The organism is Microbacterium proteolyticum (assembly GCF_030818075.1).
In the GTDB taxonomy this organism is placed as follows: Bacteria; Actinomycetota; Actinomycetes; order Actinomycetales; family Microbacteriaceae; genus Microbacterium; species Microbacterium proteolyticum_A.
The window spans coordinates 1,235,561-1,260,538 of sequence record NZ_JAUSZZ010000001.1; the positions used below are offsets into that span (position 1 = coordinate 1,235,561).

Sequence of the window (24,978 nt, forward strand, 5' to 3'; positions counted from 1 at the left end):
CGACCGCGGGTGGAACGGTGCCATTCAGCGGGCTGCTTCCTTGATTCAGAACGGGGGCCGGCGGCTCCGAAAAACCCAGCCACCAGCGCCGAGATGAGAAAGGGGCTTCGACGGGCTCAGCCGCCAGCGCCCACATGAGGAAAGGGGGCTCGGACAGACCCAGCCACCAGCGCCGAGATCAGAACGGGGCTTCGACGGGCTCAGCCGCCAGCGCCGACATGCGGAAAGCGGCTCCGACAAACCCAGCCACCGGCGCCGGAACGGGGGCCGGCGCCTCAGACAGGCTCAGCCACGGGCGTCGAGAGGGGGAAAGGGACTCACCACCGGCGTCGAAATGCAGACGGAGGATCGCGGAGCGTCACGCCGCCCGCCCGCGACCGGCGCCCCGTCGCGCATCGATGGGCGACCGCCTCAGCGGCACATCGCTCCAGCCGCCGAGGTCACTCCTCGCCGAGCGCCGCCTTCACCAGCGCCACCGCGTCCGCTGGCGAGACGCCCAGCCGGCGCACCGTCTCCGCGTACGCCTCGGCCGCCTGCGCAGCTCGCGCGGACGCCGCATCGCCGCCGCGGACGATCGTGCCGGCGCGCCCGCGTGTCTCGACGTAGCCGGCCTCCTCGAGCTCTTTGTAGGCCCGGGCCACGGTGTTCGCGGCGAGGTCGAGCTCGGTTGCGAGGGTGCGCACGGGCGGCAGACGCGTCCCGGCGACGAGCGACCCGTCGTCGATGGCGGCGATCACCTGCGCCCGCACCTGCTCGTACGGCGGCGTGGGGGAAGCGGCATCCAGGGAGAACTTCATGTCTCAGTCGTTCAGGCCGAACAGGTCGAGGGGGTGGGTCAGACGCCACCAGGGGCTCGGCGGCTCGATCTCGCCGGCCAGCCGCGCGTCGACCGTGTCGGCGTCGACCGGGCCCGTCGCGGTGAAGGTACCCACCGTCGCGCCGGTTTCGGTCGCCTGGCCCAGGTCGAAGCGGGCGGAGGTCTGCGCGGTGCCGCCGTTCCACAGCACCACGGTGGCGTCGGAGGCGGTGATGATGTCGATGTCGTCGCTCCAGCGCGTCTCGACCTTGCCGATGACGGTGCCCGCCGTCACCGAGGGACGCGGCTGAAGTTCTTGTTCGATGCGCGCGAACAGGTCGCGGGTCGCTTGATTGCGGGTGTCGGGTCCGGGCTGGCCGAGCACCGCGGCGTACGCGCGGACCGTGGCGTCGCCCACCGTGATGTCCTTCGCGGTGAGCAGGTTCCACGCGTCGAGGGTGCCCGTCTTGACCCCGATCACACCGGGGTCCGAGAGCAGGGCGTTGCCGTTCTTGAACGTGCCCGCGCCGGGCAGCGTGAGCTCGGGCGTGCGCACGATCTCCGCGATCACCGGGTTGGCGAGCGCGCGCTCGGCGAGGGCGATCAGGGCGGCCGGGGTGGCGGTGTTGCCCTCCTCGATCCCGGTGGGATTCACGATCATGATGCCCTCGATGCCCCGTTCGGCGAGGTACTGGTTCGCGGCGACCGAGAACTCGGCATCCGTTCCGAAGAGATCGGATGCCAGACGCTGGGCGTAGTTGTTCGCCGAGGCGATGAGCATGCCCTGCAGCATCTGCAGTTCGCTGAGGCTGCCGTCGATGGGGACGTCGAGCGAGGACTCCCCGCGGGCGCGGTACTGCCAGTAGTCGGCACTGTCGGCCTGGGTGAAGGCGTACGACGGTCCCTGCTCGCCGGGCGCGAGCGGCAGGCGGTCGAGAACGACGAGCGCCGTGACGACCTTGGTGATGCTGGCGATGGACTCGGGCGCCGCCGCCGCGGTCGACAGCGTCTCGGGCACCCCGTCGATCGCGATCGCCGCCTCGCCCTCGGCCGGCCACGCGGGTTCCGCGGCGGGGGCGGCGCTCGGCTGCACGCCGACGGCACGGGTGGTGGGCGCGATGGCGGCGAGCGGCCAGAGCAGGGTCGCGGCCGCGTAGGCGGCGAGCAGCAGCACGAGCAGCACCGGCGGGATCACCGTCGCCGGACGGAAGACGCGACGCCGACTCCCGGCCAGCAGGTCGGCGGAGCGCGCCGAGACCTTCGTGCCGGTCATCGCGGGTGCGGGTCGCAGATCGGTTGCGTCGTCGGGATCGACCCAGGTCAGCGCGCCGATCAGGGCGGGCGCCCCGGATGCCGCGGGCGCGGGGGCCGCGGCGGCGGGCGTCGCCTGCGCGGGATGGGGGGACGTTCCGGACGCCGCGGGCGCGGGGGCCCCGGCGGCGGGCGACGCCTGCGCGGGATGGGTCGGCGTTCCGGATGCCGCGGCCCCGGCGGGGAAGTCCGCCTGCGCGGATTCGACGGGCGCTGCGGATGCCGCGGGCACGGGTGCCCCGGCGGGGGAGTCCGCCTGCGCGGATTCGGCGGGCGCTGCGGATGCAACGGGCGCGGGGGCCCCGGCGGCGGGGGTCGCCTGCGCGGGATCCGCGGCCCCGGCAGGGGTGACCGCCGGCGCGGGCTCGGCGGGTGCTCCGTCCGCCGTCGAAACGGGCGAGGACGGCGCCTGCGAAGTCTCGAGCCCCGCACTCGGGGATATCGTCGCCTCGGCGGGGGAGGGAGCGCCGGCATCCCTCGTCGACACCGTCGACTCGATGTCGGGATCGGGGTGCTCCGCCTCCCCGGGGCGGCGCGAATCGCGTCGCGTGGCCGGGTTCTGCTGGTGCACCCGCCCACGCTACCCCGGGCATGCCCCTATACTCATCACGTCAACCACGGGAGTCCGGTGAGCCGGGCTGAGAGGAAGCGATCCACGCTTCGACCGTCGAACCTGATCCGGATCATGCCGGCGCAGGGAGGAGTAGAAATGCACGCGTCCACGTCTGCCCGCACGGCCCCCGCCGTGGCATCCGCGAACCGCTTCTCGTGGCGGGTCGTCGACATCGTCGTCGCCGCCGTGCTCGGCGTCGCAGTCGGTCTCGTCTTCTGGGGCTGGAACACCGTCGGCGGGCTGTGGTTCGTGGCGATGGACGGCCTGACCCCCGGGCTCGGCGGCATCGCCGTCGGCATCTGGCTGATCGGCGGCGTGATCGGCGGCCTCGTCATCCGCAAGCCCGGCGCGGCGCTGCTCGTCGAGGTGATCGCCGCGATCGTCTCGGCGCTCATCGGCAACGTCTGGGGCGTCACGACGATCTTCTCCGGACTCGCGCAGGGCCTCGGCGCCGAGCTGATCTTCCTCGCCTTCCTGTACCTGCGATTCACCCTGCCCGTGGCGATGCTCTCGGGCGCCGCAGCCGGCGTCGGCGCGTGGGTGCTCGAGCTGTTCATGTCGGCCAACATCGAGAAGTCGGTCGAGTTCAACCTCATCTACCTCGGCACCCTCATCGTCTCGGGTGCCCTGCTCGCCGGGGTCGTCGGCTGGCTGCTCGTGCGCGCCCTCGCCGCCACCGGAGCACTCAGCCGCTTCGCCGTCGGCCGGGAAGCGCGTCGCGACGTCTGATGACGGGCCCCGCGCGCGTCGACGTCGCGGGGTGGGGCTGGCGCTATGCCGGACGGAAGCTCCCCGCCACGCGTGACGTCGACCTGACCATCGAGGCCGGGGAGCGCGTCCTGCTGCTCGGTGCCTCGGGAGCCGGCAAGTCGACGCTGCTCGCCGGACTCGCCGGCCTCCTCGGCGGCAGCGACGAGGGCGAGCGCACCGGCCGCATCCTGGTCGACGACCAGGCGCCCGAGGCGCAGCGCGGTCGGATCGGCCTCGTGCTGCAAGACCCCGAAGCGGGCCTCGTGCTGTCGAAGGTCGGCGACGACGTCGCCTTCGGCTGCGAGAACCTCGGCGTCCCCGCGGCGGAGATCGCGGGGCGGGTCGCCGAGGCCGTGGCATCCGTGGGTCTGACCGTGCCCCTCGAGCGCCCCACCAAGGAGCTGTCGGGCGGGCAGAAGCAACGCCTCGCCCTCGCCGGGGTGCTCGCGATGCGACCGGGCCTGCTGCTGCTCGACGAACCCACCGCCAACCTCGACCCCGACGGGGTTGCCGAAGTGCGCGCGGCCGTCGAGCACGTCGTGCGCACCGACGGAACGACCCTCGTCCTGATCGAGCATCGCACCGACGTCTGGGCCGACCTGATGACCCGCGTCGTCGTGCTCGCCCCGGGTGGCGGGGTGCTGGCCGACGGACCGCCCGCGCGGGTGTTCGCCGAGCACGGCGATGCGCTCGCCGCGGCGGGCGTGTGGGTGCCGGGCCGCCCTGTCGACCTTCCCGTGCTCGCCCCTCTCGAGGCACCGGATGCCGTGCTCTCGGCCCGGGCGCTCGCGATCGGCCGCGAGAAGCGCACGGTCGTCGCTTCCGGACTCGAGGTCGCCGTGCCGCGAGGTGCCGGGACCGTGGTGACGGGACCGAACGGGACCGGCAAATCCACTCTGGCGCTGACCCTCGCGGGACTGCTGCCCGAGCTGGCCGGCGAGGTGCTGACGTCCGAGACATTGGCCGCACGCGGCATCCGTCGCCCCTCGCGCTGGCGCTCCACCGAGTTGCTCACGCGCATCGGCACCGTGTTCCAGGAACCGGAGCACCAGTTCCTCGCCTCGACCCTGCGCGACGAACTCGCCGTCGGCCCCCGGGCGCTGCGGATGCCGGCGGTCCAGGTCGACGCGATCGTCGAGGAACTGCTCGAGCGGTTGGACCTGGCATCCCTCGCCCTCGCCAACCCCTTCACGCTTTCGGGCGGACAGAAACGCCGGCTGTCGGTGGCGACGGTGCTCGCGGCGTCGCCCGAGGTGATCGTGCTCGACGAACCGACCTTCGGGCAGGACCGCCGCGGGTGGACCGAACTCGTCGCGCTGCTGCAGCGCGAGATCCAGCGCGGACGCACGGTGATCGCCGTCACCCATGACGCCGACGTGGTGCGGCACCTCGGGCAGCACCGGGTCGCCCTGGGCGCCGCCGCCGTGCCGCGCACCGCGGGTGGAGGCGCGGCGTGACCGCCCTCGTCAGCGCCCGCCCTGCCTGGCTCGACGGCGTGAACCCGGTCGCCAGGGTCGCCGTGGTCATCGTGCTCGCGGTGCCGCTCGTGGTGTCGATCGACGCCGTGAGCGCGGCCACGGCGATCGTGCTCGAGTTGCTGTGCGTGCCACTCACCGGCGTCGCCTACGCCACCGTGATGAAGCGCCTGCTGCCCGTCGTACTGTTCGCCCCCGTCGCCGGGCTCAGCATGCTGCTCTATGCGCGCCCGGGCGGCACCGTGTACGGCACCTTCCTGTTCGCCACGGTCAGCGACAACTCGATCGCCCTCGCGGTCGCTGTCCTGCTGCGCGTGGTCGCCCTGGCGCTGCCGATGATCCTGCTGTTCGCGCGCACCGACCCCACGGAACTCGCCGACGCGCTCGCGCAGGTGGCGAAGCTGCCGAGCCGCTTCGTGCTCGGCGTCCTGGCCGGCGCCCGCACGGTCGGGCTGTTCGTCGACGACTGGCGCACGATGGCCCTCGCCCGCCGCGCCCGCGGCCTCGGCGACCGCGGAGCGCTGCGCCGGTTCTTCTCGATGGCGTTCGTGCTGCTCGTCTTCGCCGTGCGCCGCGGCACCAAGCTCGCCACCGCGATGGAGGCCCGCGGCTTCGGGTCGGGGATCGAGCGCACGTGGGCGCGTCCGTCGAGGTTGTCGTCTCGGGATGCCGTCGCCGTCGGTGGTGCGGTCCTGCTGATGGCGGTCGCGCTCGGCGCGGCGGTGATGACGGGGGCGTTCCGCGTCGTCGGGTCGTGACGTGGGTCCTGGCGCCGCCTCAGGGCCGACGCGCAGCGATCCCCGGGTCCGCGTGTCGCCGCCGAGCCCGCCCCGGCGTGGCGTCACCTTCGCGTTCTCGGCGAACCGCGCCGACGCGGCGCTCACATCACGTACTCGAAGCACAGTGAACGCGGCATCGTCTCGGCGTAGGGCTCGTAGACGGGGATCGGCGTGAACCCGCTCGCGGCGTAGAGCTCCAGCGACTCCGGCTGCATCCGACCGCTCTGCAGGATCACGCGGCGGGCGCCTTCGCGACGGGCGAGGTCCAGGACCTCGGCGGTGAGCTTGCGACCGACCCCGCGCCGCCGAGCCGCCGCGACCACGACGAGGCGCTTGAGCTCCCACTCATGGCCGAGGCGGCGGAGGATGACATGCCCGAGGGGTGCGCCGTCGGCATCCATCGCCAGAAGCGTTGCGACCACCTGCTCGGGATGCACGGCCAGCGCGGCCGCGCGCTTCGCGGCGATCTCGGGGGTGTCGTCGGCGTCGGCGTCGCGATAGCGCTCGTCGAGGTCGGCGTCCAGGATGCGGCGCAGGGAGACGGCGCGCGGATCGTCGACGTCGACCCGCGCGATGTGGAAGGGTCGATCGTTCACCCGACGAGCCTAGGATGGACCCTCCCCGTCTCCGACCCCGCTCGGTGCGGCGAAGCTCTTCGCCGGGCGCCGGGACGGGCAGAAGGAGAGTGGGTTGTCATGGGTCTCTCGTTCGGTCTTCTGGGAGTGTGCGTCGCGGTGGCTGCCGCGGTGCTCTTCGTCGCGGTGCCGCGCATCGGCACCCCGGGCCCGCTGACGCTCTTCCTCCGCTTCGCCGCCGCGTCCGGTGTGGCCGCCGTCGGCTCCAGCGCCATGTACTTCATCCACGGAGCCGGTGGCGGCATCCTGACGCTCGCTTTCGGAGATGTCTCGATGGTGTCGGCGCCGGCTCTGATGGTCGTGGCAGTGTGCGTGCTCGCCGGTCGAGGCGTGCGCCGTGCGGCGGTCGGCGCGCTGTCGCTGGCGATCATCGTGGGCGCGGTGGCTCTCACGGTGCCGCTTCCCGGCTCGCTCGCCGTGAAGGCGCTGTGTCTCACCTTCGCCTGCGGGGCGTGCCTGTGCGTGGTCGCCCGTTTGCGCCCCCAGCCGTCCGGGCCGCTGTGGTTCATCGCGACGGTCAACGGCGTGTACGCGGTGTTCAGCCTCACGCGGGTGGTGGTGCTGGCCGTCGCGGGCTGGGATTCGCCGCTGTACGCTGCGGCTTTCTCCTTCGGGCCGACGACGGTGCTCGGCGCGCTCGCCGTGCTGCTGATCGGGGCGGCGGTCGTGCGCGTGCGGTTCGGTCCGCGCGTTGCGGCGCCGCCGGCCGCGAGGGCGGGCGGGACGGTGGTCGTGGTGGGCGACTGGGATCTGGCATCCGCCGCTTTCGGGTCGGACCGGATGCGTGAGCTCGTGAGAGAGTTGCGCGCCGCGGCGCGCGACCTCGATGAGACGGCGGTCGACGTGCCCCGCGGGGTCGATGTGGTCGTGCCCGACGCGCTCTCCGCGCTCGACGCCCGCCTCCGGGCGGGGTACGGCTGGACCTCCGGCGACACCATCCTCCTGGTCGACGACGGATCGCAATCGGCTCCCCCGCGTGTGGGCCGCTTTCGTCGAGGGGCGCGGGCGTCGGAGGACTGACGGTCGCCCCGTCCGACTTCTGCGTGCGAACCTGAGTCTCGACTAGGGTGGGACTCGGTTTCAGCTTCGAAGGAGAACGCATGGACATCTCAGGAGCGTCCGCTCTCGTCACGGGCGGCGCCTCGGGTCTCGGTCTCGCGTCGGCCCGTCGGCTCGCCGCGGCCGGTGCGCACGTGACCGTCGTCGACCTCCCCTCCTCGGACGGCGGGGCGGTCGCCGAGGATCTCGGCGGCGCCTTCGTCGCCGCGGATGTGACGGATGCCGACCAGATCGCGGATGCCGCGGCGCGCGCCGCCGCGGTGGCTCCGCTGCGCGTCGTCGTGAACTGCGCGGGCATCGCGCCGCCGGCGAAGGTGCTCGACCGCGAGGGCGTCCCCACCTCTCTCGCGGCCTTCGAGCGCGTCATCCGTGTCAATCTCATCGGCACGTACAACGTCATCGCCCAGGCGTCGGCGGTGATGGCGCAGACGGATCCGACCGACGGCGGTGACCGCGGCGTCATCGTCAACACCGCGAGCGTCGCGGCCTTCGACGGGCAGATCGGCCAGCCAGCGTACGCCGCGAGCAAGGGCGGCGTGCACGCGATGACGCTCCCCATCGCCCGCGAACTCGCGCGCCACGGCATCCGGGTGGTCACGATCGCCCCGGGCATCATGGAGACGCCGATACTCGCGGGCCTTCCGCAGGCGGCGCAGGACTCGCTCGGCCAGCAGGTGCCCTACCCCTCGCGCCTCGGCGCCCCCGACGAATACGCGCGGCTCGTGCTCGCCATCGTCGACAACGGCTACCTCAACGGCGAGACCATCCGCCTCGACGGCGCGATCCGGATGGCGCCGAGATGAGCCACGGCATCCTGCTCCAGGTCTCCGACGGCCTCGCGCGCGTCACCTTCGACCGCCCCGCCTCACTCAACGCGATGGATTTCCCCATGGCCGCGCGCTGGCGCGAGGTCGCCCACCAGGTCACCTCCGACACGTCGGTGGGAGCGGTGATCCTGGATGCCAACGGCCCCGCATTCTGCGCGGGTGGCGACGTCGTGGCGATGGCGACGACCGGCTCCTCGGGGGCCGACGTCACCGCGACGGCCGAGGCGATCCACGACGGCGTCCGCACCTTCGTCGAGGCGCCGCTGCCGATGGTCGCCGCCGTGCAGGGCGCGGTCGCGGGCGGGGGCCTCGGGCTCATGCTGACCGCCGACTACGTCGTCGCCGGCGAGAACGCGCGCTTCGTCAGCCGGTACGCCAACATCGGACTCACCCCCGACCTCGGCGTCTCCACCCTCCTTCCCGCGGCGATCGGGCAGCGTCGGGCGCTGCAGCTCCTGCTGCAGGATCGGATGCTGGATGCCGCGGAGGCCCGGGACTGGGGCCTCGTCGCCGAGGTCGTGGCATCCGGTGCTCTGGCTGCGCGCGTGGAGGAGATCGCACGCTTCTGGCTCGACGGCGCGACCGCCGCGTTCGGGCAGGCGACGCGCCTGGTGCGCGTGGGCGCCGGACGCACGTTCGCCGAGAATCTCGCCGACGAGGCCGCCACCATCGGCGCCGCCTTCGACACCCCGGAGGCGAAGGCGCGGGTCGCCGCGTTCGCCGCCGCCTCCGCGAAAGGACGCTCATGACCTCCGCCGACTCGGCCGCCGCCGGCGCGAGCCCGCTTTCGGGAAAGACCATCCTCCTGTCGGGCGGGAGCCGCGGCATCGGCCTCGCGATCGCGCTGCGCGCCGCGCGCGACGGTGCCAACGTCGCGCTGCTGGCCAAGACCGACAGCCCGCACCCGAAGCTCGAGGGCACGGTGCACACGGCCGCGGAGGCGATCCGGGCGGCGGGCGGTCAGGCGCTGCCCATCGTCGGCGACGTGCGCGACGAGGCATCCATCACCGAGGCCGTGCTGAGGACGGTCGGCGAGTTCGGCGGCATCGACATCGTGGTCAACAACGCCAGCGTCATCGACCTGTCGGGTTCGCTCGAGCTCGCGACGAAGAAGTACGACCTGATGCAGGACGTGAACGTGCGCGGCACCTTCCTGCTCTCGCGCGCGGCCGTGCCGCAGCTGCGGGAGGCCGCGAACCCCCACATCCTGTCGCTGTCACCGCCGCTGAACGTGACACCTCGCTGGCTGGGCGCGCACACCGGCTACAGCCTCGCCAAGTTCGGCATGACGATGGCGACCCTTGGCCTGGCATCGGAGTTCGCCGACGCCGGTATCGCCGCCAACACCCTGTGGCCGCGCACGACGATCGCGACCGCGGCCGTGCAGAACGTCATCGGCGGTGACCGACTCATGCGCGTGTCGCGCACGCCCGAGATCTACGCGGATGCCGCCTACGAGGTGCTGACCGCCCCGTCGCGCGAGCGCACCGGGCAGACGCTGATCGTCGAGGACGTGCTTCTCGCTGCCGGGGTGACCGACTTCTCGGGCTACGCCGCCGTGCCGGGGACGCCGGACGAGGCGATGTACCCGGACATCTTCTTGGACTGACGCGTGTCGCGGCCGCGGGTGGCGGCGTCGCGCGGCCTGGCGAGACGGCGGGGTGCTGCGGCGCCGCGCCGCAGAGCGCGTGGCAGCCGGTCGTTCACTCGGGGCGTGGTGCACGGCATCCGCCCACGCAGAAACACGATCCGTGCGCAGAAACGCTTTGTCGGCGTGTTTCTGCGCAGGGATCGTGTTTATGCGTGGGGCGGGAGGCTGGACGCGGGCGAACCGCGACGCCACTCGGGCGCGGAGCGGCGGTGAGGCGCCGACCGGACGCACCCGGCCGGGGGCGATCGCCCGCGTACGCGTACGCCTACGCGCTCAGGTCGACCAGTGTGCCGAGTCCCCGCTCGCGGGCGGCGCGGATGAAGACGTCGGCCACCGCGACATCCTGCGCGCCGATCCCCACCGAGTCGAACAGGGTGATCTCGTCGGGCGACCGGCGGGCCCGCACGAGGCCGGCGACGACCTCGCCGATCGTGCCGACGACGTCGGTCTCGGCGATCGCGCCCTCGGCGATCGCACGCAGCAGATCGCCCGACTTCGTCCGCGCGGTCGCCCGGTCGTCGACCCAGATCGACGCGCGGGCCATCGCCTCGCCGTCGACCTCACGCTCGTCAGCGCGCGGCCGAGCGCCGACGACGTTGAGGTGCTGTCCCGGGCGCAGCCAGGCGCCCTCGACGATGGCCTCCACCGACGGGGTCAGCGTGCAGACGACGTCGGTCTGCTCGACCACGTCGCGCGGGGATGCCGCGACCTCGATCGTCGTCGGCCAGCCCTCTGCCCGCAGGTCGGCGGCAAGGCCCTCGGCGCGCTCGCGGGTGCGGGACCACACCACCACCCGGTCGAACGGACGCACGTCGCGAAGGGCCAGGGCGTGTTCCCGCGCGAGCGCGCCGGCGCCGATGAGGCCCAAGCGGCGACTGTCGGGGCGGGCGAGCATGCGGGTGGCCACGGCGCTCGCTGCCGCCGTGCGCACCCGGGTCGGCACCGCGCCGTGCAGGAGCGCGACGGGGGAGCCGTCGACGCGATCCACGACGAGGATCATCGATCGCTGCGTCGGCAAGTGCCGACCCGCGTTGTCGGGGACATCCGCGAGCAGTTTCACGCCCGCGAGGTCGGAGGCCTCCGACACCGCCGACATGAGGATGAACCGTGCGGAGTCGGCCGATGTGGCCATGGAGGTCGGACCCGGCTGGTCGGCCCGGCCCTCGGCGATCTCGGCGAACCCGCGCGAGACGGCCTCGGTGATGGCATCCCGATCGACGAGACCCTCGAGCTGGGGAGTGCTGAGCAGCAGCATCAGGCGCGGCTCCCCTCGGTCAGCTCGAGCGCGTCGGCCACGACGGACCCGCGGAACAGCACGGTGCGATCGTTCAGGCGATCCATGACGGCCGCCGTGACGGTGTCGCCCGCCACCACGACGAGGTCGGCGGGGTCGCCGACGGCGAGGCCCGGCCGTTCCGCGCCGTGCGCGGGCATCGCTGCGCGGCCCATCACGGCACGGCCGCCCACCGTGGCGATCGCGACGCAGTGCTCGATGTCCTCGTCACGGCGGAAGCCGTTGGTGAAAGCGAGCTGCCAGGTGCGATCGAGCATGTCGGTGTTGCCGTAGGGCGACCAGTAGTCGCGCTGCCCGTCCTGACCGAGCCCGAGCGCGATGTCGTACTCGTCGAGCAGGCGTGTGGGCAGCGGTGCCTGCGGCGCCACGGTGGCCATCGAGATGCCCAGGTCGCGGAACTCCTCGAGCAGCGCCCGAAGCTCCTTCTCGGGGAGGCGGGCCAGCCCGTAGCCGTGCGAGATGGTCACGCGACCGCGCATGTCGAGGGCGCGGGTGCGCTCGATGATCAGTTCGGTCGAGAACTTCGCCAGCTGGTCGGGCTCGTGCAGATGGATGTCGATCGGGGCGCCGTGGCGCTCCGCGATCGCGAACACGGCGTCGAGGTGACGCACCGGATCACGGTCGAGCGCGCAGGGATCGATGCCGCCGACCACGTCGGCGCCGCGGGCCATCGCCGCCTCGAGCACGTCGATCGACCCCGCTTCGCGCAGCAGACCCGCCTGCGGGAACGCGATGATCTCGACCTCGCAGCGGTCGAGGTTCGCCTCGCGCGCCGCGAGCACGGCATCCAACCGCTCCATTCCGGCGTCGACGTCGACCTGTGCGTAGGTGCGCACCTGGGTCGTGCCGCGTGCGATCGCGCTCTCGAGCGTCGTCGCCACCCGGTGCTCGATGCTCCGCTCGGCGTGGCGCCAGTTGTCGCGGTCGTTGAGCATCATGCCCCAGACGCCCGGCACGCCGGTGTGGGGTCGGAACGGCAGGCCGATGCGCGTCGAGTCGAGGTGCACGTGCACGTCGGCGAACGAGGGGAGCAGGATGCGGCCGCGGCCTTCCACCCTGCCGGCTCCCGGGTCGAGGGGTTTCGTGCCGGCGGGGTGGATGCCGCTGATCCGGCCGTCCGTCAGGGTGACGTCGGAGGCGGGGCCGCCCCAGGGGCGGACGTCCGCGACGACGGTGGAGGTCATTCGAAGCTCGTTCCGGTGAAGTCGTACAGACCGTCGGCGCGCGGGGTCCAGCGCAGTCCGCTCACGGCAGCGAAGTTGTTGAAAGGCACGTACAGCGGCACGAAATAGCCCTGTGTGTTGCTGTAATCCAGAAGCTTCGCGAACACCTCCTGGCGAGCGTCACCCTCCACGCCGCGCTGCTCGGCCGCCCACTGCGCGGTGGCGGGATCCTGGGCGTAGTTGTTGTTGCCGGCGGTCTCGTAGAAGTCCGTGAGCGGCAGGTCGCCGTCGAGCGTGGAAGGCGCCCAGGTGTTCAGGTAGACGCCCTTCATCTCCTTTCCGCGCACCTTCAGCGTGTGGCTCTGCTGGTCGGCTCCGCGCATGTCGACGGCGATGCCGACGGCCTGCAGGTAGCCCTGGATGCTCTGGGCGACCTCGCTCGAGAGGGGGATGCGGCCGTCGGTCGCGTAGTCGAACGGGATCGGTGTTCCGTCGTACCCGGCCTCGGCCAGCAGGGCGCGCGCGCCGTCGGGGTCGTAGCCGACGGACTCGACGGAGTCGGAGTAGCCCTCCACCGCGGGGGCGATCATGGCCTTCGCGGGTTCGGCCAGCCCCGACAGGAGCGAGTCGACGATGGCTCCGGTGTCGATGGCCTTGGCGACCGCTTCGCGGACGCGGACGTCTTGGAGGGGACCGGACGTGGAGTTGACGCCGAGGAAGACGACGCCGTTCGAGGCGGCCGAGAACGTCTGCGCCGACGGCGCGGCCTTCACCGACGCCACCTGCGTCGGCCCGATCTGGGCGACGTCGAGGCTGCCCGAGAGCACCCCGTTCGCGCGCGACTCGGTGGACGAGACGGGCTGCAACGAGATCTCCTCGAGGGCGGGGGCGGGACCCCAGTAGTCATCGTTGCGCTTCAGGTCGTACGAGACGCCCGTCGTGATGCTCTCGAAGACGTAGGGCCCCGATCCGATGGGGTCTTTCGCGTAGGCATCGGCGCCCATCTCCTGATAGGTGTCGGCGGGGACGATGGAGATCAGCGAGGTGTTGCGGGGGAAGGCCGAGAACGGCTGCTTCAGGAAGAAGCGCACCGTGGTGGCATCCACGGCTTCGACCCGGTCGAGGGAGGACAGGTAGGCGTAGTTCTCGCCGCTGGGGTCGCTGAGGATCGTCTCGTACGTGAAGACGACGTCGTCGGCATCGATGGCTTCGCCGTTGCTGGCGGTGACGTCGGGGGCGAGGGTGAACTCCCACTGGGTCAGGTCGTCGTTCGCCGTCCACGCGGTGGCGAGCTTCGGCTCGAGCGCGCCGTCGGCGGCGATCTTCACCAGCTGGTCGTGGGTGTGGAAGAACACCGACAGCACCACGAGGGCACCGGAACGAATGGGGTCCATGGAGCTCGGGTCGGTGGGCAGCGCCGCGGTGATGCTCGTGCGGGCGGTGCCGCCCGAGGCGGACGGAGAGTCGAACCCGCCGGCGCATCCGGCGAGGATCACGCTGCCGAGGGTGAGGGCGGCGGCGCCGGTGAGAGCGCGGCGGACTGTCGAGCGGGTCATGTGAGGGCCTTTCGGGTGGGTGACGCGGAGAACGGAGACAGGGAAGTCGGTTCGGTGGACAAGTGAGGGATGGCATCCAGCAACGTGCGGGTATACGGATGCCGGGGCTCGGCGAAGACGCGTTCGGTGGGGCCCTCCTCGACGATGCGTCCGGCCTGCATGACGACGACGCGATCGGCGATGCCCCGCACGACGCCGAGGTCGTGGGAGACGAAGAGGTAGGCCAGCCGCTGCTCGCGCTGGAGGGTGCCGAGCAGATCGAGGACCTGAGCCTGGATCGACACGTCGAGAGCCGACACGGGCTCGTCGAGCAGCACGATGGCGGGGTCCAGTGCGAGCGCCCGGGCGATGCCGACGCGCTGGCGCTGGCCGCCCGACAGTCGGGTGGGGAGGCGATCGTCGAACGACGCGTCGAGACCGACGCCGTCCAGCAGCGTCCGCACGCGCGTCGACGTGAAAGCCCGGCGGATCTTCAGCGGCTCGCCGACGGAGCGCGCCACGCTCATGCGCGGATCCAATGCCGACGACGGATCCTGGAACACCACCTGCGCGCGGGAGCGCAGCTCGGCGCTGCGCCCGGCGATGTCGGGGGAGGCGCTGCGCCCCTCGAAGCGGACCGTGCCGGCGCTCGCCGGGGTGAGCCCGAGGATGGCTCTCAGCAGAGACGATTTGCCGCATCCGGACTCGCCGACGACAGCGACCGTCTCGCCCGCGCGGATGCGCAGCGACACCCCGTCGACCGCGCGGGTGCGACGGCCGCGCCGACCCGGGTACTCCACGACGAGGTCGGTCACCTCGAGGGCGGGCTCCTCGGCGGTCTCGACGACCGCCGGTCGACCGGCTCCGGTCCGCGTCGAGGGAGCGGCAGCGAGGAGACGGCGCGTGTACTCGTGGGTGGGGGTCGAGAGCACCGCGCGGGTCCGGCCGCGCTCGACGACCCGGCCCGACCGCATGACGACGAGGTCGTCGGTGTGCTGCGCGACGAGACCGAGGTCGTGGCTGATCAGCGCGAGAGCGGAACCGGTGCGCTCGCGCACCTCGTCGAGCAGGGCCATGACCTGCGCCTGCACGGTGACGTCGAGCGCGGTGGTCGGCTCGTCGGCGATCAGCAGCAGCGGGTCGTTGGCGATGGCCATCGCGATGACCGCGCGCTGGCGCATCCCGCCCGACCACTGGTGGGGACGCGTTGCGGCGCGATCGGCGGCATCGCGCACCCCGACCGACGTCAGCAGCTCGACGGCCCGCCGCCGGGCCGCAGTGCGCGAGGTGCCGGGGGAGTGCGCCCGCACCGCGGCGGCGACCTGCGCTCCCACCGCGCGGAGGGGGTTGAGCGCGGACATCGGGTCCTGGAAGACCATGCCGGTGACCCGTCCGCGCATCCGGCGGAGGTCTCGTTCGCCCAGCGTCGTCACGTCGCGGCCGTCGATGCGCACGCGTCCCGACGCGACGCGCACGCCCGGGGGGAGCAGGCCCAGGGCTGCGAGCATGGTCAGGCTCTTGCCCGATCCGGACTCGCCGACGACGCCGAGGGCCGCCGAGGGAGCGACCCTCGAACGAGACGTCTTCGACGACCGTGCGAGGGCCGTCGTCTGTGTCGACGTCGAGGCGCAGGTCATCGATCGTGAGGACGGGGTGGTTCATCGGCGGGCTCCCTTGCGCAGGAAGGCGCCGCGCGCCTCCGCGGTGAACTGCTGACTGAGGAATTGCACGCCGCCCACGGCGAGGAACATCGCCAGGCCCGGCAGGATCACCAGCCAGGGGTCGGTGGCCAGGTACTTCTGGCCGTCGAAGATCATCGCGCCCCAACTCGGGGTGGGCGGCTGCACGCCGAGACCGAGATACTCCAGCGACGCTTCGATCAGAACGATGGTGGCGATGTCGGTCGCGGCGATGATGAGCGTGTGCGGCCAGACGTTCGGCAGCACATGCCGGATCAGCGACCAGAAGCGGTCGGCGCCCTGCGTGCGCGGAGCGATGACGAAGTCCTGCCCCCGCAGGGCGGCGGCGACATTGCGGGTGACCCGGGCGTAGCCCACCCACCACGTGCAAACCGACGACCAGGATGGTGAGACCCGCGCTCGGCGGAACGACGGCGCAGACGGCGATGAGCAGCAGCACGACCGGCATCGCGAGCACCGTGTTCGACAGCACCGACAGGCCGGACTCGATCCGCCCGCCGAAGAAGCCGGACAGGATGCCGACCGCGGTGCCGATGACCGCGTTCAGGCAGACGATCGCCACCGTGATGCCAAGGGTGACGGCCGAGGCGAGGGCGATCCTGCTGAGGAGGTCGCGCCCGAGCGGATCGGTGCCGAGCGGGGACGCGGGGTCGGTGAAGGGCGGGAGGAGCGCGCGGGAGAGATTCTGCCCGAACGGGTCGAAGCCGGGCAGCAGGGGTCGGACGGCGGTCACGCCGAGGACGATCGCGAGCATCGCGACGCCGGCCACGGCCGAGGCGCGTGGGCGCCGACGACGGGGGCGCGGGGGGAGCGCCGCGGAGGCGGCCTCGGGAAGCGGGGGCAGGACGACGGTGGTCATGAGGCAGCCGTTCGGGGGTCGATGCGGGCGACGAGCAGGTCGACGAGGGTGTTCACGACGACGAAGGCGACGGCGACGAAGAGGAGCCCCGCTTGGACGATCGGGAAGTCGCGTTGGCTCACGGCATCCGTGAGAAGGCTCCCGAGGCCCGGCCAGGCGAAGACCACCTCGACCACCACGGTGCCGCCGAGGAGGCCGCCCAGGTTGAGTCCGGCCATGCCGAGAACGGGCGGGAGAGCATTGGGCAGCATCTGCGTGAACAGGATCTTCGGCCGCGACTGGCCGATGGCGAAGGCCGTGCGCACGTAGTCCGCTCCGGCCTGATCGCTGAGGGCGGCGTCGAGCAGACGGAGGTACATCACGAACTGGCCGGTGGCGAGGGTCACGACCGGGAGCACGAGGCTCGATGGGCTCGTGCGGCCGAGCGAGGGGAGGAGTCCGAGCGAGACGGAGAAGACGAGGACGAGCAGGAGTGCGAAGAAGAAGTCGGGCACAGCCTGACGGGTTGCGCCCACCCAGCCAGCCGATGACCGCGCGCAGCACCCTGCTGCCGGTGAGGTGGATGACGACGGCGGCGACGAGCGCGAGGGCGAAGCCGGCGATGAACGCCCAGAAGGCGAGCTCGACCGTGGCGGGAAGACGTTCCCACACGAGTCCGAGCGCGGACTCGTGCAGACGGTACGAGTCGCCGAGGTCGCCGACGACGACCCCGCGGAGGAAGTCGAGGTACTGCACGATGACCGGCCGGTCGAACCCGAGTGTGGCGTTGAGGGCGTCGACGTCGGCACTGCTGGCGTTGTCGGGGAGGAGGAGTGCACCGGGGGCGCCGGTGAGGCGACCGAGGACGAAGCCGATCGTGACCACGAGGAAGACCGTGGCGCCGGCCAGGGCGAGGCGGCGGAGGAGGAAGGCGAGCACGGAGGCGACGCTACGGCGTGCAACGGGTATACCAAGCTGATGTAACGAACACGCAATGCAATCCTTACGTTGATGTCACTTTGGCGTACCAAAAGGTATTTGAGACGGCTCATACGAGACTCAAACGCGGCTATGGCATACCAGAAACCAGTTTCGCGCCCCGCCCCGTCCCTGTCAGGATGGACGCGTGGACGACGACATCGACGCGGCCGGCCGGCGCATCGCGCACGTGCTGCGTGAGCGCATCATCACCGGCGAGATCGACATGGGCGCCAAGCTCGGAGAGCGCGACATCGCCGAGGAGCTCGGGGTTTCCCGCGTGCCCGTCCGAGAGGCGCTGCACGTGCTCGAGGCAGAGGGGTTCGTGTCGTCAGCCCACCGCCGTGCGGCCGTCGTGCACCGCTTCACTGTCGACGACGCGCGGGAGCTCTTCGACATGCGCATGCAGCTCGAGCCGTTCGCGGCGGCGCTCGCCGCCGGCCGGGCGGCCGAGGGTGCCGACACGACGGCGCTGCGCGCCGCCCTCGAGGTCGCCCACGTCGACGCCGTGGCCGAGGCTTCGGCGTCGTCGCGCAACTCCGACCTGCACGACGAGATCTTCGCCCTCGCCGGACACGCCCTGCTCTCCCGCATGAGCGGTCTGCTCACGGGACGCACGCGGTGGCTCTTCCGTCTCACGCCCGAGCGCGACACGGTGGGCAGGTGGGACGAGCACGCCGAGATGGTGGAGGCGATCGTCGGCGGACACGTGATGCTCGCGCAGACCCTCGCCGCGGCCCACGTCGAGCGCGCGCGCGTGGAGTCGATGCCCGGGCTGATCGAGCGGCTCCCGGTCGCCGGCCCGCCCGTCCGTCGGAGGCGTACGCGCCGCGTGGTCTCCGGCGTGTGACCCCCGGGGGAGTCGCGCGTGCGCGAAGCCCACGCATAAACACGATCCGTGCGCAGAAACACGCTGCCGGCGTGTTTCTGCGCACCGATGGTGTTTATGCGTAGCGAGCGCGGCGTGGCGAACGCGGCGTAGCGGCGGCGGCGCGCGGCGTAGCGGCGGCGGTGCGCGGCGCAAGGGGGTGCCGGTGCGCGGCGCGTGGGCGGCAGCCCGCGGGTCTCAGATCAGGCCCAGCTCCGCGAACGCGTTGCGCACGCCGTCCTCGAGCACCGCGGTGGTCACCCGGCCCGCCAAGCTCTGCAGCTCGGGCTCGGCGTTGCCCATCGCGACGGGTGTTCCGACGACCTCGAACATCTCGACGTCGTTCCAGCTGTCGCCGACGCCGATGGCATCCGTCGCCGACAGCCCGAGCACGCCCAGCACCTCCGTGATGGCCGAACCCTTGGTCACGCCGGCTCGCCCGATCTCGCCGTTGGAGCCGCCGGGCAGGGGCATCGAACCCGGGATGACGTGGAAGCCTTCGCCGAGCTCGGCCGCGGCGTGTGCGACGGTGTCGGGGGAGGGGCTGACGAAGACGGCCTTCGCGACGCGATCGCGGTCGACGTGGGCGACGGGACGCAGGTCGCGCTGGCGGTGGTCGATGTCGGAGGGCAGCCCGAGCGCCGCCAGCTCGTCGGCGCGCTGGGCATGACGGGCTCGCAGGAACTCCTCCATCGTGTCGGCCATGCCCGGCGAGGCGTAGACGGCGTCGTGCGTCTGCAGGAAGTAGTGGATGCCATGGCTCTGGAAGTACGCCTCCAAGGCCGTCACGTCGCCCTCCGGCAGCGTCCGCTCCAGGAGCAGCTCGCCGTCGCGGGTGGCGTACGCGCCGCCGTTGGAGATCGCCCCGTCGAAGCCGATGGCCACCACGTCGGGGTGGATGTCGGCCTCGGCTCGGCCGGTGCACAGCCACACGAGGTGGCCGTTCGCGCGGGCCTGTTTGATGGCATCCACCGTCGAGGGCGCGATCACCGAGCCGTGCTCGAGGATCGTGCCGTCGACGTCGAGGAAGGCGATGCGGGTCATGTGCACTCCAAGGGGGTCGGCCCCGGGCCACGAGGGCCCGGGGCCGCCCCGGACGGGGATCAGCGGGTGAGGGATGCGCCGTTGGATCGGATGACGTCGGCGTACCAGCCGAACGACTTCTTCCGGTAGCGCTTCAGCGTCCCGGTTCCGTCGTCGTTGCGGTCGACGTAGATGAAACCGTATCGCTTGCTCAGCTGCGCGGTGCTGGCGCTGACGATGTCGATGCAACCCCACGAGGTGTACCCGAGCACGTCGACGCCGTCCTCGAGCGCCTCGCCGACCTGGACGAGGTGGTCGTTGAGGTAGGCGATGCGGTAGTCGTCGACGACGGTCTTCTCGCCGTCGACCTCGACGAGCTGGTCGCGGGCACCCAGGCCGTTCTCGACGATGAACAGCGGCTTCTGCCACCGGTCCCAGAACTGGTTGAGCACGAGGCGCAGGCCCACCGGGTCGATCTGCCAGCCCCACTCGCTCGCCGGGAGCGTGGGGTTGGAGACACCGCCCATGATGTTGCCCTCGCCCGTGACGCGCTTCGCGGGGTCGGCGGTCTCGGCGATCGACATGTAGTAGCTGAACGAGACGAAGTCGACGGTGTTCGTCAGGTCGTCGCGGTCCTCGTCGGTGATGTCGAGCTCGATGCCCTTCTCGCGGAGCGTCCGCAGGAAGTACCCGGGGTAGGCCCCGCGGGTGTGCACGTCGCCGTAGACGAGGTTGCCGTGGTCGGCATCCATCACCGCGAGGGCATCGTCGGGCGACGGCGTCAGCGGATACACGGGCATCGACAGCACCATGCAGCCGACCTTCGCCGCGGGAGCGACCTCTCGTGCGATACGGGTCGCCCGGGCGGATGCCACGAGCTCGTGGTGCATCGCCTGGTACAGCTGCTGCTCGGGAACACCGCCCTCGGGGATCGGGATGCCGCCGCTCATGAAGGGCGCGTGCAGGAGCGAATTGATCTCGTTGAACGTCAGCCAGTACGTCACGCGGCTGCCGAAGCGCTCGAAGAGCGTACGGGCATAGCGCTCGTAGAACCCGATGAGCGCGCGGTTCGTCCAGCCGCCGTACTGCTCGGCGAGGTGCAGCGGCGTCTCGTAGTGCGAGATCGTCACGAGGGGTTCGATGCCGTGCTTCTCGAGCTCGTCGAGGATGCGGTCGTAGAACGCCAGTCCCGCCTCGTTCGGCTCGGTCTCGTCGCCCTTCGGGAAGATCCGGCTCCACGCGATCGAGAAGCGGTACACGCCGAAGCCCATCTCGGCGAAGAGCGCGATGTCCTCCGCGTAGCGGTGGTAGTGGTCGATCGCGACGTGCTTGAGGTTGTCGGGCGTGGGCTGATTGCTCCGCGGGCCCGAGATGCCCTGGGGCATCACGTCTTGCACCGAGAGGCCCTTGCCGTCCTCGTCGTACGCGCCCTCGATCTGGTTCGCGGCGGTGGCGCCGCCCCAGAGGAAGCCGTCGGGGAAGGGAGTGGTCGTCATGGTCTGCGCCTCCGGGGCTCAGCGGGCGGTGGACAGGGAGTCGACCGAGACGGCGCGGAACAGCGTCTCGCCGTGCGAGAGGGGTCCGGATGCCGCGTCGGCGATGTCGGGATACAGGTCGCCGTTGGTGACGATGACCGGGGTGATGAGGTCGTAGCCGGCCTTCTCGATGGCGTCGCCGTCGAACTCGAGCAGCAGGTCGCCGGCCTTCACCTCGGCGCCCGACTGCACCTTCAGGGCGAAGTGCTGACCGCCGAGCTTGACGGTGTCCAGACCCACGTGGATCAGCAGCTCCACGCCGTCGACCCCGCGCAGGCCGATCGCGTGGCCGGTGGGGAAGGCCGCGACGACGGTGCCGTCGAAGGGGGCGTAGACCGCGCCCGACGTCGGGCGGATGGCCACGCCCTTGCCGAGCGAGGCGTCGGCGAACGCGGCATCCGGAACCTCGGCGAGGGGCACGACCGTGCCGTCGACGGGGTTCGACACCACGGTGTCGGTGGCGGCGGCCGGGGCGGCCGCGACCGACTCGTCCACCGGGTCGGCGAAGCCGAACAGCACAACCAGGACGAAGGGCACCACGACGGCGGCGCCGAGACCGATCGCGAGGAGCACCATGTCGCCGTTTCCGAGCAGGGCGGGCAGCGCGAGTCCCGAGGGGACGACGAACGCCCGGGTGAAGACCCCGCCGGTGGCCACGATCGCGCCGCCGATCACACCGCCGACGATGCCGAAGGCGAAGGGACGCTTGAGCGGCAGCGTGATGCCGTAGATGGCCGGTTCGGTGATGCCGGCGAGCAGGGCCGAAAGCGTTGCGGGAGCTGCGAGGGAGCGCAGGTTCCTGTTGCGCGTGCGGGCGAGCACACCCGCCACCGCACCGCCCTGGGCGAGCACCGCGGCGAACACCGGGCCGAAGAGCAGGAAGGAGCCGGTCGTCTGGTACTCGAGCTGGAACAGCGGCACGAAGCCCCAGTGCAGACCGAAGATCACGAACACCTGCCACAGACCGCCGAGGATCGCACCGCCGAGCCACGGCACGGTCTGGAAGATCCAGCCGATGCCCGAGGCGAGCGTCGTACCGAGGAGGTTCGAGAGCGGTCCGATCACGACGAAGACCAGCGGCACCGCGATCAGCACCACGATCATCGGCGTCAGGAACCGTCGAACGGCGCTGGGCAGCACCTTCAGGAGGAAGCGCTCCGCGTACGCCTGCAGCCACACGATCACGATGATCGGGATGACGCTCGAGACGTAGCTGACCATCGTCACCGGGATGCCGAAGAACGTGATGTCGGGCTGACCGTTCAGGGCCACGATCGACGGGTACACCAGCGCGCCGGCGATGGCGAGAGAGGTGAACTCCGCGGCGCGGAAGTACCGGGCGGCGGTGATCGCCAGGGCCAGCGGAAGGAAGGTGAGGAACGCGTCGGAGAGCGCGTTCAGGATCGTGTACGTCGTGGTGGTCGTGTCCATCCACCCGAAGGTGACCGCGGCCGCGAGGAAGGCCTTCAGCAGGCCGGTGCCCGCGAGCGCCCACAGGACCGGAGTGAAGATCGCGGCGATCATCCGGATGAACCGATTGAACGGGTTGCCCGTGGGGGCCTCGCCCGCTCGGGTGTCGCTGCCACCGCCCTTCGTGGCGGCCTGGATCGCCGCGAACACCTCGGGGACGTCGTTGCCGATCACGACCTGGTACTGCCCGCCCGCCTGCGCCGTGGTGATGACGCCCGGGGTGGCGCGCAGCGCCGCTGCATCCGCCTTGCCCTCGTCTTTGAGCACGAACCGGAGTCTCGTCGCGCAGTGCACCATCGAGGTGATGTTGCCCTCTCCGCCGACGCCGGTGAGTACCGCCGCTGCTGTCTTCGCGTGATCCGTCATCGGAATCCGCCTGCCTTTCGCCGCTTCGGTGCGGCCCGTTCGAATGTTCGGTGGCGACGACTCGGGAATGTTTCGGGCAATAAAAAAGACCCGAATCCGTTCACCGCTCGTCAGAGGTGTGGATTCAGGTCTTGCCCGCTCGCGCGGTAACAATCCGGAAAAACGTCGGCAGGTATGACGCCTGCGACGGCGACTATAGCACGCCGGATGCCGGGGGTGGGGCGATCGTTTGGTTCGAGGCCGCACGGAACTGCGTGGGGCTCTGTCCGTCTTCGCGGCGGAACGTCCGTGCGAACACGGTCGGATCGGGGATGCCGCACCGCAGGGCCACGTCGGGTACGGGCAGCGTCGTCTCGCGCAGAAGGGTGCGGGCTCGAGCGACGCGCTGCGCGCGCACGAGGGCGGCGGCGCGCTCGCCGCGTTCGGCGAAGATCTGGTGAACGGTGCGCACCGACACGCCGTGAAGGTCGGCGATGGCGGGCACGCCCAGGAGGGGGTCGTCGAGATTGTCCGCGATCGTGCGGCGGAAAGAGGCGTACAGCGCGTCGTGCGACAGCCCGGACGCGGGCCGACGGCTCTCTCGTCGCAGCGCCGCGACGAGCAACTCCGTGGCGGCGCGGAGCGCATGGCCCTCGTCCTCGAACACGGGATTGTCGCCGAAATGCGAGCGTACGATCATGCTCGCCGTCCGCAAGGCAGCGGCACCATGGGCCGACATGGTGCGGGCCGACATCGTGCGGGCGGAGAGTGCGGTCAGCGACGACATCGGCATCCCGAACCAGTCGGTCGGCACCTGCAGCACGATGAGGTCGGACGGTCCCGGAAAGGCCAGTTCATACGGCGACCGGGTGAGGTAGAGGACACTGTGGCCGGGGGCCACGACGGCCTGCCGGCCGTTCTGTTCGACGAGGTTGCGCCCGCCGTACTGGAAGCTGAACAGGGCGAGATCGTCGGCGGAGCCCGACGCGGCTGCCGGGTCCCGCAGCACGCGGCATGCCCCGGACCGCACCGACGACATCGCCGCCCGCGCGCGGCCCCGGTGATCGAGCTGCGCCGTGAAAGGACCGTCGGCGACGACGCGGAGGGGCACGAACGCGGCGCTCGACAGGGCCTCCCATTCCGAGACCGACGCCGCCGTTCGCCGCACCATGCGTCTCATCCTGCTCCTCGAGGCGGTCCGAGAGAAGCGCTCGCGTGACGATCGCGTTTCGTCGTGCGCGATCTGCAGAAAGTGCACGATCGGCTGCACGATTCGCCTTCGACGTGGCGAGACCGGCTCGTACTGTCGCCTCACCTACTACCGAGGAGTCCTCATGACCGTTCGCGTCGCCGCCGTCCAAGCCGAGCCGGGCTGGTTCGACCTGGATGCCACCGTCGTCAAGACCATCGATCTCATCGCCGAGGCCGCCGCCAACGGGGCGGAGATCGTGGCGTTCCCGGAGACCTGGCTCCCGGGGTACCCGATCTTCCTCTGGGCATACCCCGTCCCCGAACAGATCCCCTCCATCGCCCGGTATCACGCCGCATCGCCGAGCGTCGACGGTCCCGAGATCGCCCGCATCCGGGAGGCCGCCGCCGCCCACGGCATCACGGTGGTGCTGGGCCTGAGCGAGCAGGACCACGGTTCGCTCTACATGGCGCAGCTGGTGATCGGCCCCGCCGGCGAGATCCTCCTGCACCGGCGCAAGCTCAAGCCCACCCACGCCGAGCGGACGCTCTTCGGCGAGGGCGACGGCGGCGACCTCCAGGTGATCGAGACCGCACATGCGCGGTTGGGTGCTCTCAACTGCTGGGAGCACCTGCAGCCTCTCGTGAAGTTCGCGATGTACGCCCAGCACGAGCAGATCCACGTCGCCGGCTGGCCCTGCTTCGGGATCTTCGCCGAGCACCCGTCGTTGGGGTGGGAGCCGTCGATGGCGGTGAGCCGGACCTACGCCCTCGAGGGCGGGGCCTTCGTCGTCGTCTCGACCCAGATCCTCAGCGCGGAGGGGGCGCAGAACTTCCTCGTGAACGGAACCCCTTCGCCGATCATCGACCTCGGCGGCGGATACGCGCGCATCTACGGCCCCGACGGGTCGCTGCTCACCGAGGCCCTCGACCCCGGCACGGAAGGACTCGTCTACGCCGACCTCGACCTGCGGACCATCGACATCGCGAAGAAGTTCGCCGACCCGGTCGGCCACTACAGCCGGCCCGACGTCTTCTCGCTCACCGTCGACCGCACGGCTCGCACGCCCGCGACATTGAGCGGCGCGACCGCGGACTCCGGCGAGGAGCACGTCCTCGCCCCGATCGTCGTCGGCGACTGAGCG

At 71.5% G+C, this 24,978-nt stretch carries 22 protein-coding genes, 1 pseudogene and 1 riboswitch; of the genes and pseudogenes, 9 read left to right on the top strand and 14 right to left on the bottom strand.

The features are described from left to right. Positions 1 to 440: 440 nt before the first annotated feature. Together QE392_RS05710 and QE392_RS05715 are read right to left on the bottom strand one after the other, a co-directional pair. Positions 441 to 797: a GntR family transcriptional regulator gene (locus tag QE392_RS05710; protein ID WP_307449266.1), complete on the bottom strand. Its 357-nt coding sequence runs from the start codon at positions 795 to 797 to the stop codon at positions 441 to 443. Between the two features lie 3 nt (positions 798 to 800). After that, positions 801 to 2,678, bottom strand: a complete 1,878-nt coding sequence (locus QE392_RS05715; protein ID WP_307449268.1) for a D-alanyl-D-alanine carboxypeptidase family protein — start codon at positions 2,676 to 2,678, stop codon at positions 801 to 803. 36 nt (positions 2,679 to 2,714) lie between these two features. Beyond that, positions 2,715 to 2,826: riboswitch (TPP riboswitch) on the top strand. On the opposite strand from QE392_RS05715, the gene QE392_RS05720 reads away from it, so the two are divergent. The 3 genes from QE392_RS05720 (at position 2,817) to QE392_RS05730 (ending at position 5,703) form a co-directional block, all read left to right on the top strand. Next, positions 2,817 to 3,449, top strand: a complete 633-nt coding sequence (locus tag QE392_RS05720) for an ECF transporter S component (protein WP_307449271.1) — start codon at positions 2,817 to 2,819, stop codon at positions 3,447 to 3,449. (Overlaps the previous riboswitch by 10 nt.) Then, on the top strand, positions 3,449 to 4,927 hold the full coding sequence (locus tag QE392_RS05725) for an ABC transporter ATP-binding protein (protein ID WP_307449274.1): 1,479 nt from the start codon (positions 3,449 to 3,451) through the stop codon (positions 4,925 to 4,927). The genes QE392_RS05720 and QE392_RS05725 overlap by 1 nt, the downstream gene beginning before the upstream one ends. Further along, positions 4,924 to 5,703 (top strand): energy-coupling factor transporter transmembrane component T family protein, encoded by a 780-nt coding sequence (locus QE392_RS05730; RefSeq protein WP_307449277.1) that lies wholly within the window; start codon positions 4,924 to 4,926, stop codon positions 5,701 to 5,703. Before QE392_RS05725 ends, QE392_RS05730 begins: the two co-directional genes overlap by 4 nt. Before the next feature lie 122 nt (positions 5,704 to 5,825). On the opposite strand, the gene QE392_RS05735 is transcribed toward QE392_RS05730, so the two are convergent. Then, positions 5,826 to 6,320, bottom strand: a complete 495-nt coding sequence (locus QE392_RS05735) for a GNAT family N-acetyltransferase (protein ID WP_307449280.1) — start codon at positions 6,318 to 6,320, stop codon at positions 5,826 to 5,828. A 99-nt stretch (positions 6,321 to 6,419) separates the two neighbouring features. Here QE392_RS05735 and QE392_RS05740 point away from each other — a divergent pair, with 99 nt between their 5' ends. From QE392_RS05740 to QE392_RS05755, 4 genes are all read left to right on the top strand, one after another. Further along, complete coding sequence (locus tag QE392_RS05740) at positions 6,420 to 7,379, top strand: hypothetical protein (RefSeq protein ID WP_307449285.1); 960 nt, start codon at positions 6,420 to 6,422, stop codon at positions 7,377 to 7,379. 80 nt (positions 7,380 to 7,459) lie between these two features. Further along, a complete protein-coding gene (locus QE392_RS05745; RefSeq protein ID WP_307449287.1) occupies positions 7,460 to 8,221 on the top strand; it encodes an SDR family NAD(P)-dependent oxidoreductase in 762 nt (253 codons plus the stop codon). Beyond that, the gene (locus tag QE392_RS05750; RefSeq protein ID WP_307449290.1) at positions 8,218 to 8,994 is read left to right on the top strand and encodes an enoyl-CoA hydratase/isomerase family protein; all 777 of its coding nucleotides are present in this window, start codon (positions 8,218 to 8,220) and stop codon (positions 8,992 to 8,994) included. Before QE392_RS05745 ends, QE392_RS05750 begins: the two co-directional genes overlap by 4 nt. Then, entirely contained in the window at positions 8,991 to 9,854 is an 864-nt protein-coding gene (locus tag QE392_RS05755; protein ID WP_307449293.1) for an SDR family oxidoreductase, read from the top strand. The genes QE392_RS05750 and QE392_RS05755 overlap by 4 nt, the downstream gene beginning before the upstream one ends. A gap of 307 nt (positions 9,855 to 10,161) precedes the next feature. Here the strand turns inward: QE392_RS05755 and QE392_RS05760 are convergent, their stop codons facing one another. The 7 genes and pseudogenes from QE392_RS05760 to QE392_RS17510 form a co-directional block, all read right to left on the bottom strand. Further along, positions 10,162 to 11,151 carry an ornithine cyclodeaminase family protein gene (locus tag QE392_RS05760; RefSeq protein WP_307449295.1) on the bottom strand — a complete coding sequence of 330 codons (990 nt, stop codon included), beginning with the start codon at positions 11,149 to 11,151 and terminating at the stop codon, positions 10,162 to 10,164. Then, positions 11,151 to 12,374 (bottom strand): amidohydrolase family protein, encoded by a 1,224-nt coding sequence (locus QE392_RS05765; RefSeq protein WP_307449297.1) that lies wholly within the window; start codon positions 12,372 to 12,374, stop codon positions 11,151 to 11,153. The genes QE392_RS05760 and QE392_RS05765 overlap by 1 nt, the downstream gene beginning before the upstream one ends. After that, positions 12,371 to 13,909: an ABC transporter substrate-binding protein gene (locus QE392_RS05770; RefSeq protein ID WP_307449300.1), complete on the bottom strand. Its 1,539-nt coding sequence runs from the start codon at positions 13,907 to 13,909 to the stop codon at positions 12,371 to 12,373. The genes QE392_RS05765 and QE392_RS05770 overlap by 4 nt, the downstream gene beginning before the upstream one ends. Next, complete coding sequence (locus QE392_RS05775) at positions 13,906 to 15,525, bottom strand: dipeptide ABC transporter ATP-binding protein (RefSeq protein WP_307449303.1); 1,620 nt, start codon at positions 15,523 to 15,525, stop codon at positions 13,906 to 13,908. The genes QE392_RS05770 and QE392_RS05775 overlap by 4 nt, the downstream gene beginning before the upstream one ends. A 21-nt stretch (positions 15,526 to 15,546) precedes the next feature. Continuing rightward, positions 15,547 to 15,945 (bottom strand): ABC transporter permease, encoded by a 399-nt coding sequence (locus QE392_RS05780; protein ID WP_307449305.1) that lies wholly within the window; start codon positions 15,943 to 15,945, stop codon positions 15,547 to 15,549. A 498-nt stretch (positions 15,946 to 16,443) separates the two neighbouring features. Continuing rightward, positions 16,444 to 16,962: an ABC transporter permease gene (locus QE392_RS05785; protein WP_307449308.1), complete on the bottom strand. Its 519-nt coding sequence runs from the start codon at positions 16,960 to 16,962 to the stop codon at positions 16,444 to 16,446. 160 nt (positions 16,963 to 17,122) lie between these two features. Next, a pseudogene (locus tag QE392_RS17510) lies at positions 17,123 to 17,365 on the bottom strand (ABC transporter permease); the annotation flags it as partial. Positions 17,366 to 17,552: 187 nt separating this feature from the next. On the opposite strand from QE392_RS17510, the gene QE392_RS05795 reads away from it, so the two are divergent. Then, entirely contained in the window at positions 17,553 to 18,254 is a 702-nt protein-coding gene (locus QE392_RS05795) for a GntR family transcriptional regulator (RefSeq protein ID WP_307449313.1), read from the top strand. A 216-nt stretch (positions 18,255 to 18,470) separates the two neighbouring features. On the opposite strand, the gene QE392_RS05800 is transcribed toward QE392_RS05795, so the two are convergent. From QE392_RS05800 to QE392_RS05815, 4 genes are all read right to left on the bottom strand, one after another. After that, a complete protein-coding gene (locus tag QE392_RS05800; RefSeq protein WP_307449317.1) occupies positions 18,471 to 19,316 on the bottom strand; it encodes a Cof-type HAD-IIB family hydrolase in 846 nt (281 codons plus the stop codon). 59 nt (positions 19,317 to 19,375) lie between these two features. Next, a complete protein-coding gene (locus QE392_RS05805; RefSeq protein ID WP_307449322.1) occupies positions 19,376 to 20,791 on the bottom strand; it encodes a glycoside hydrolase family 1 protein in 1,416 nt (471 codons plus the stop codon). An 18-nt stretch (positions 20,792 to 20,809) separates the two neighbouring features. Next, positions 20,810 to 22,666 carry a beta-glucoside-specific PTS transporter subunit IIABC gene (locus tag QE392_RS05810; RefSeq protein ID WP_307449326.1) on the bottom strand — a complete coding sequence of 619 codons (1,857 nt, stop codon included), beginning with the start codon at positions 22,664 to 22,666 and terminating at the stop codon, positions 20,810 to 20,812. A gap of 193 nt (positions 22,667 to 22,859) precedes the next feature. After that, positions 22,860 to 23,816 (bottom strand): AraC family transcriptional regulator, encoded by a 957-nt coding sequence (locus QE392_RS05815; RefSeq protein ID WP_307449332.1) that lies wholly within the window; start codon positions 23,814 to 23,816, stop codon positions 22,860 to 22,862. Between the two features lie 163 nt (positions 23,817 to 23,979). Here QE392_RS05815 and QE392_RS05820 point away from each other — a divergent pair, with 163 nt between their 5' ends. Further along, positions 23,980 to 24,975 carry a carbon-nitrogen hydrolase family protein gene (locus QE392_RS05820; protein ID WP_307449336.1) on the top strand — a complete coding sequence of 332 codons (996 nt, stop codon included), beginning with the start codon at positions 23,980 to 23,982 and terminating at the stop codon, positions 24,973 to 24,975. Positions 24,976 to 24,978: the final 3 nt, after the last annotated feature.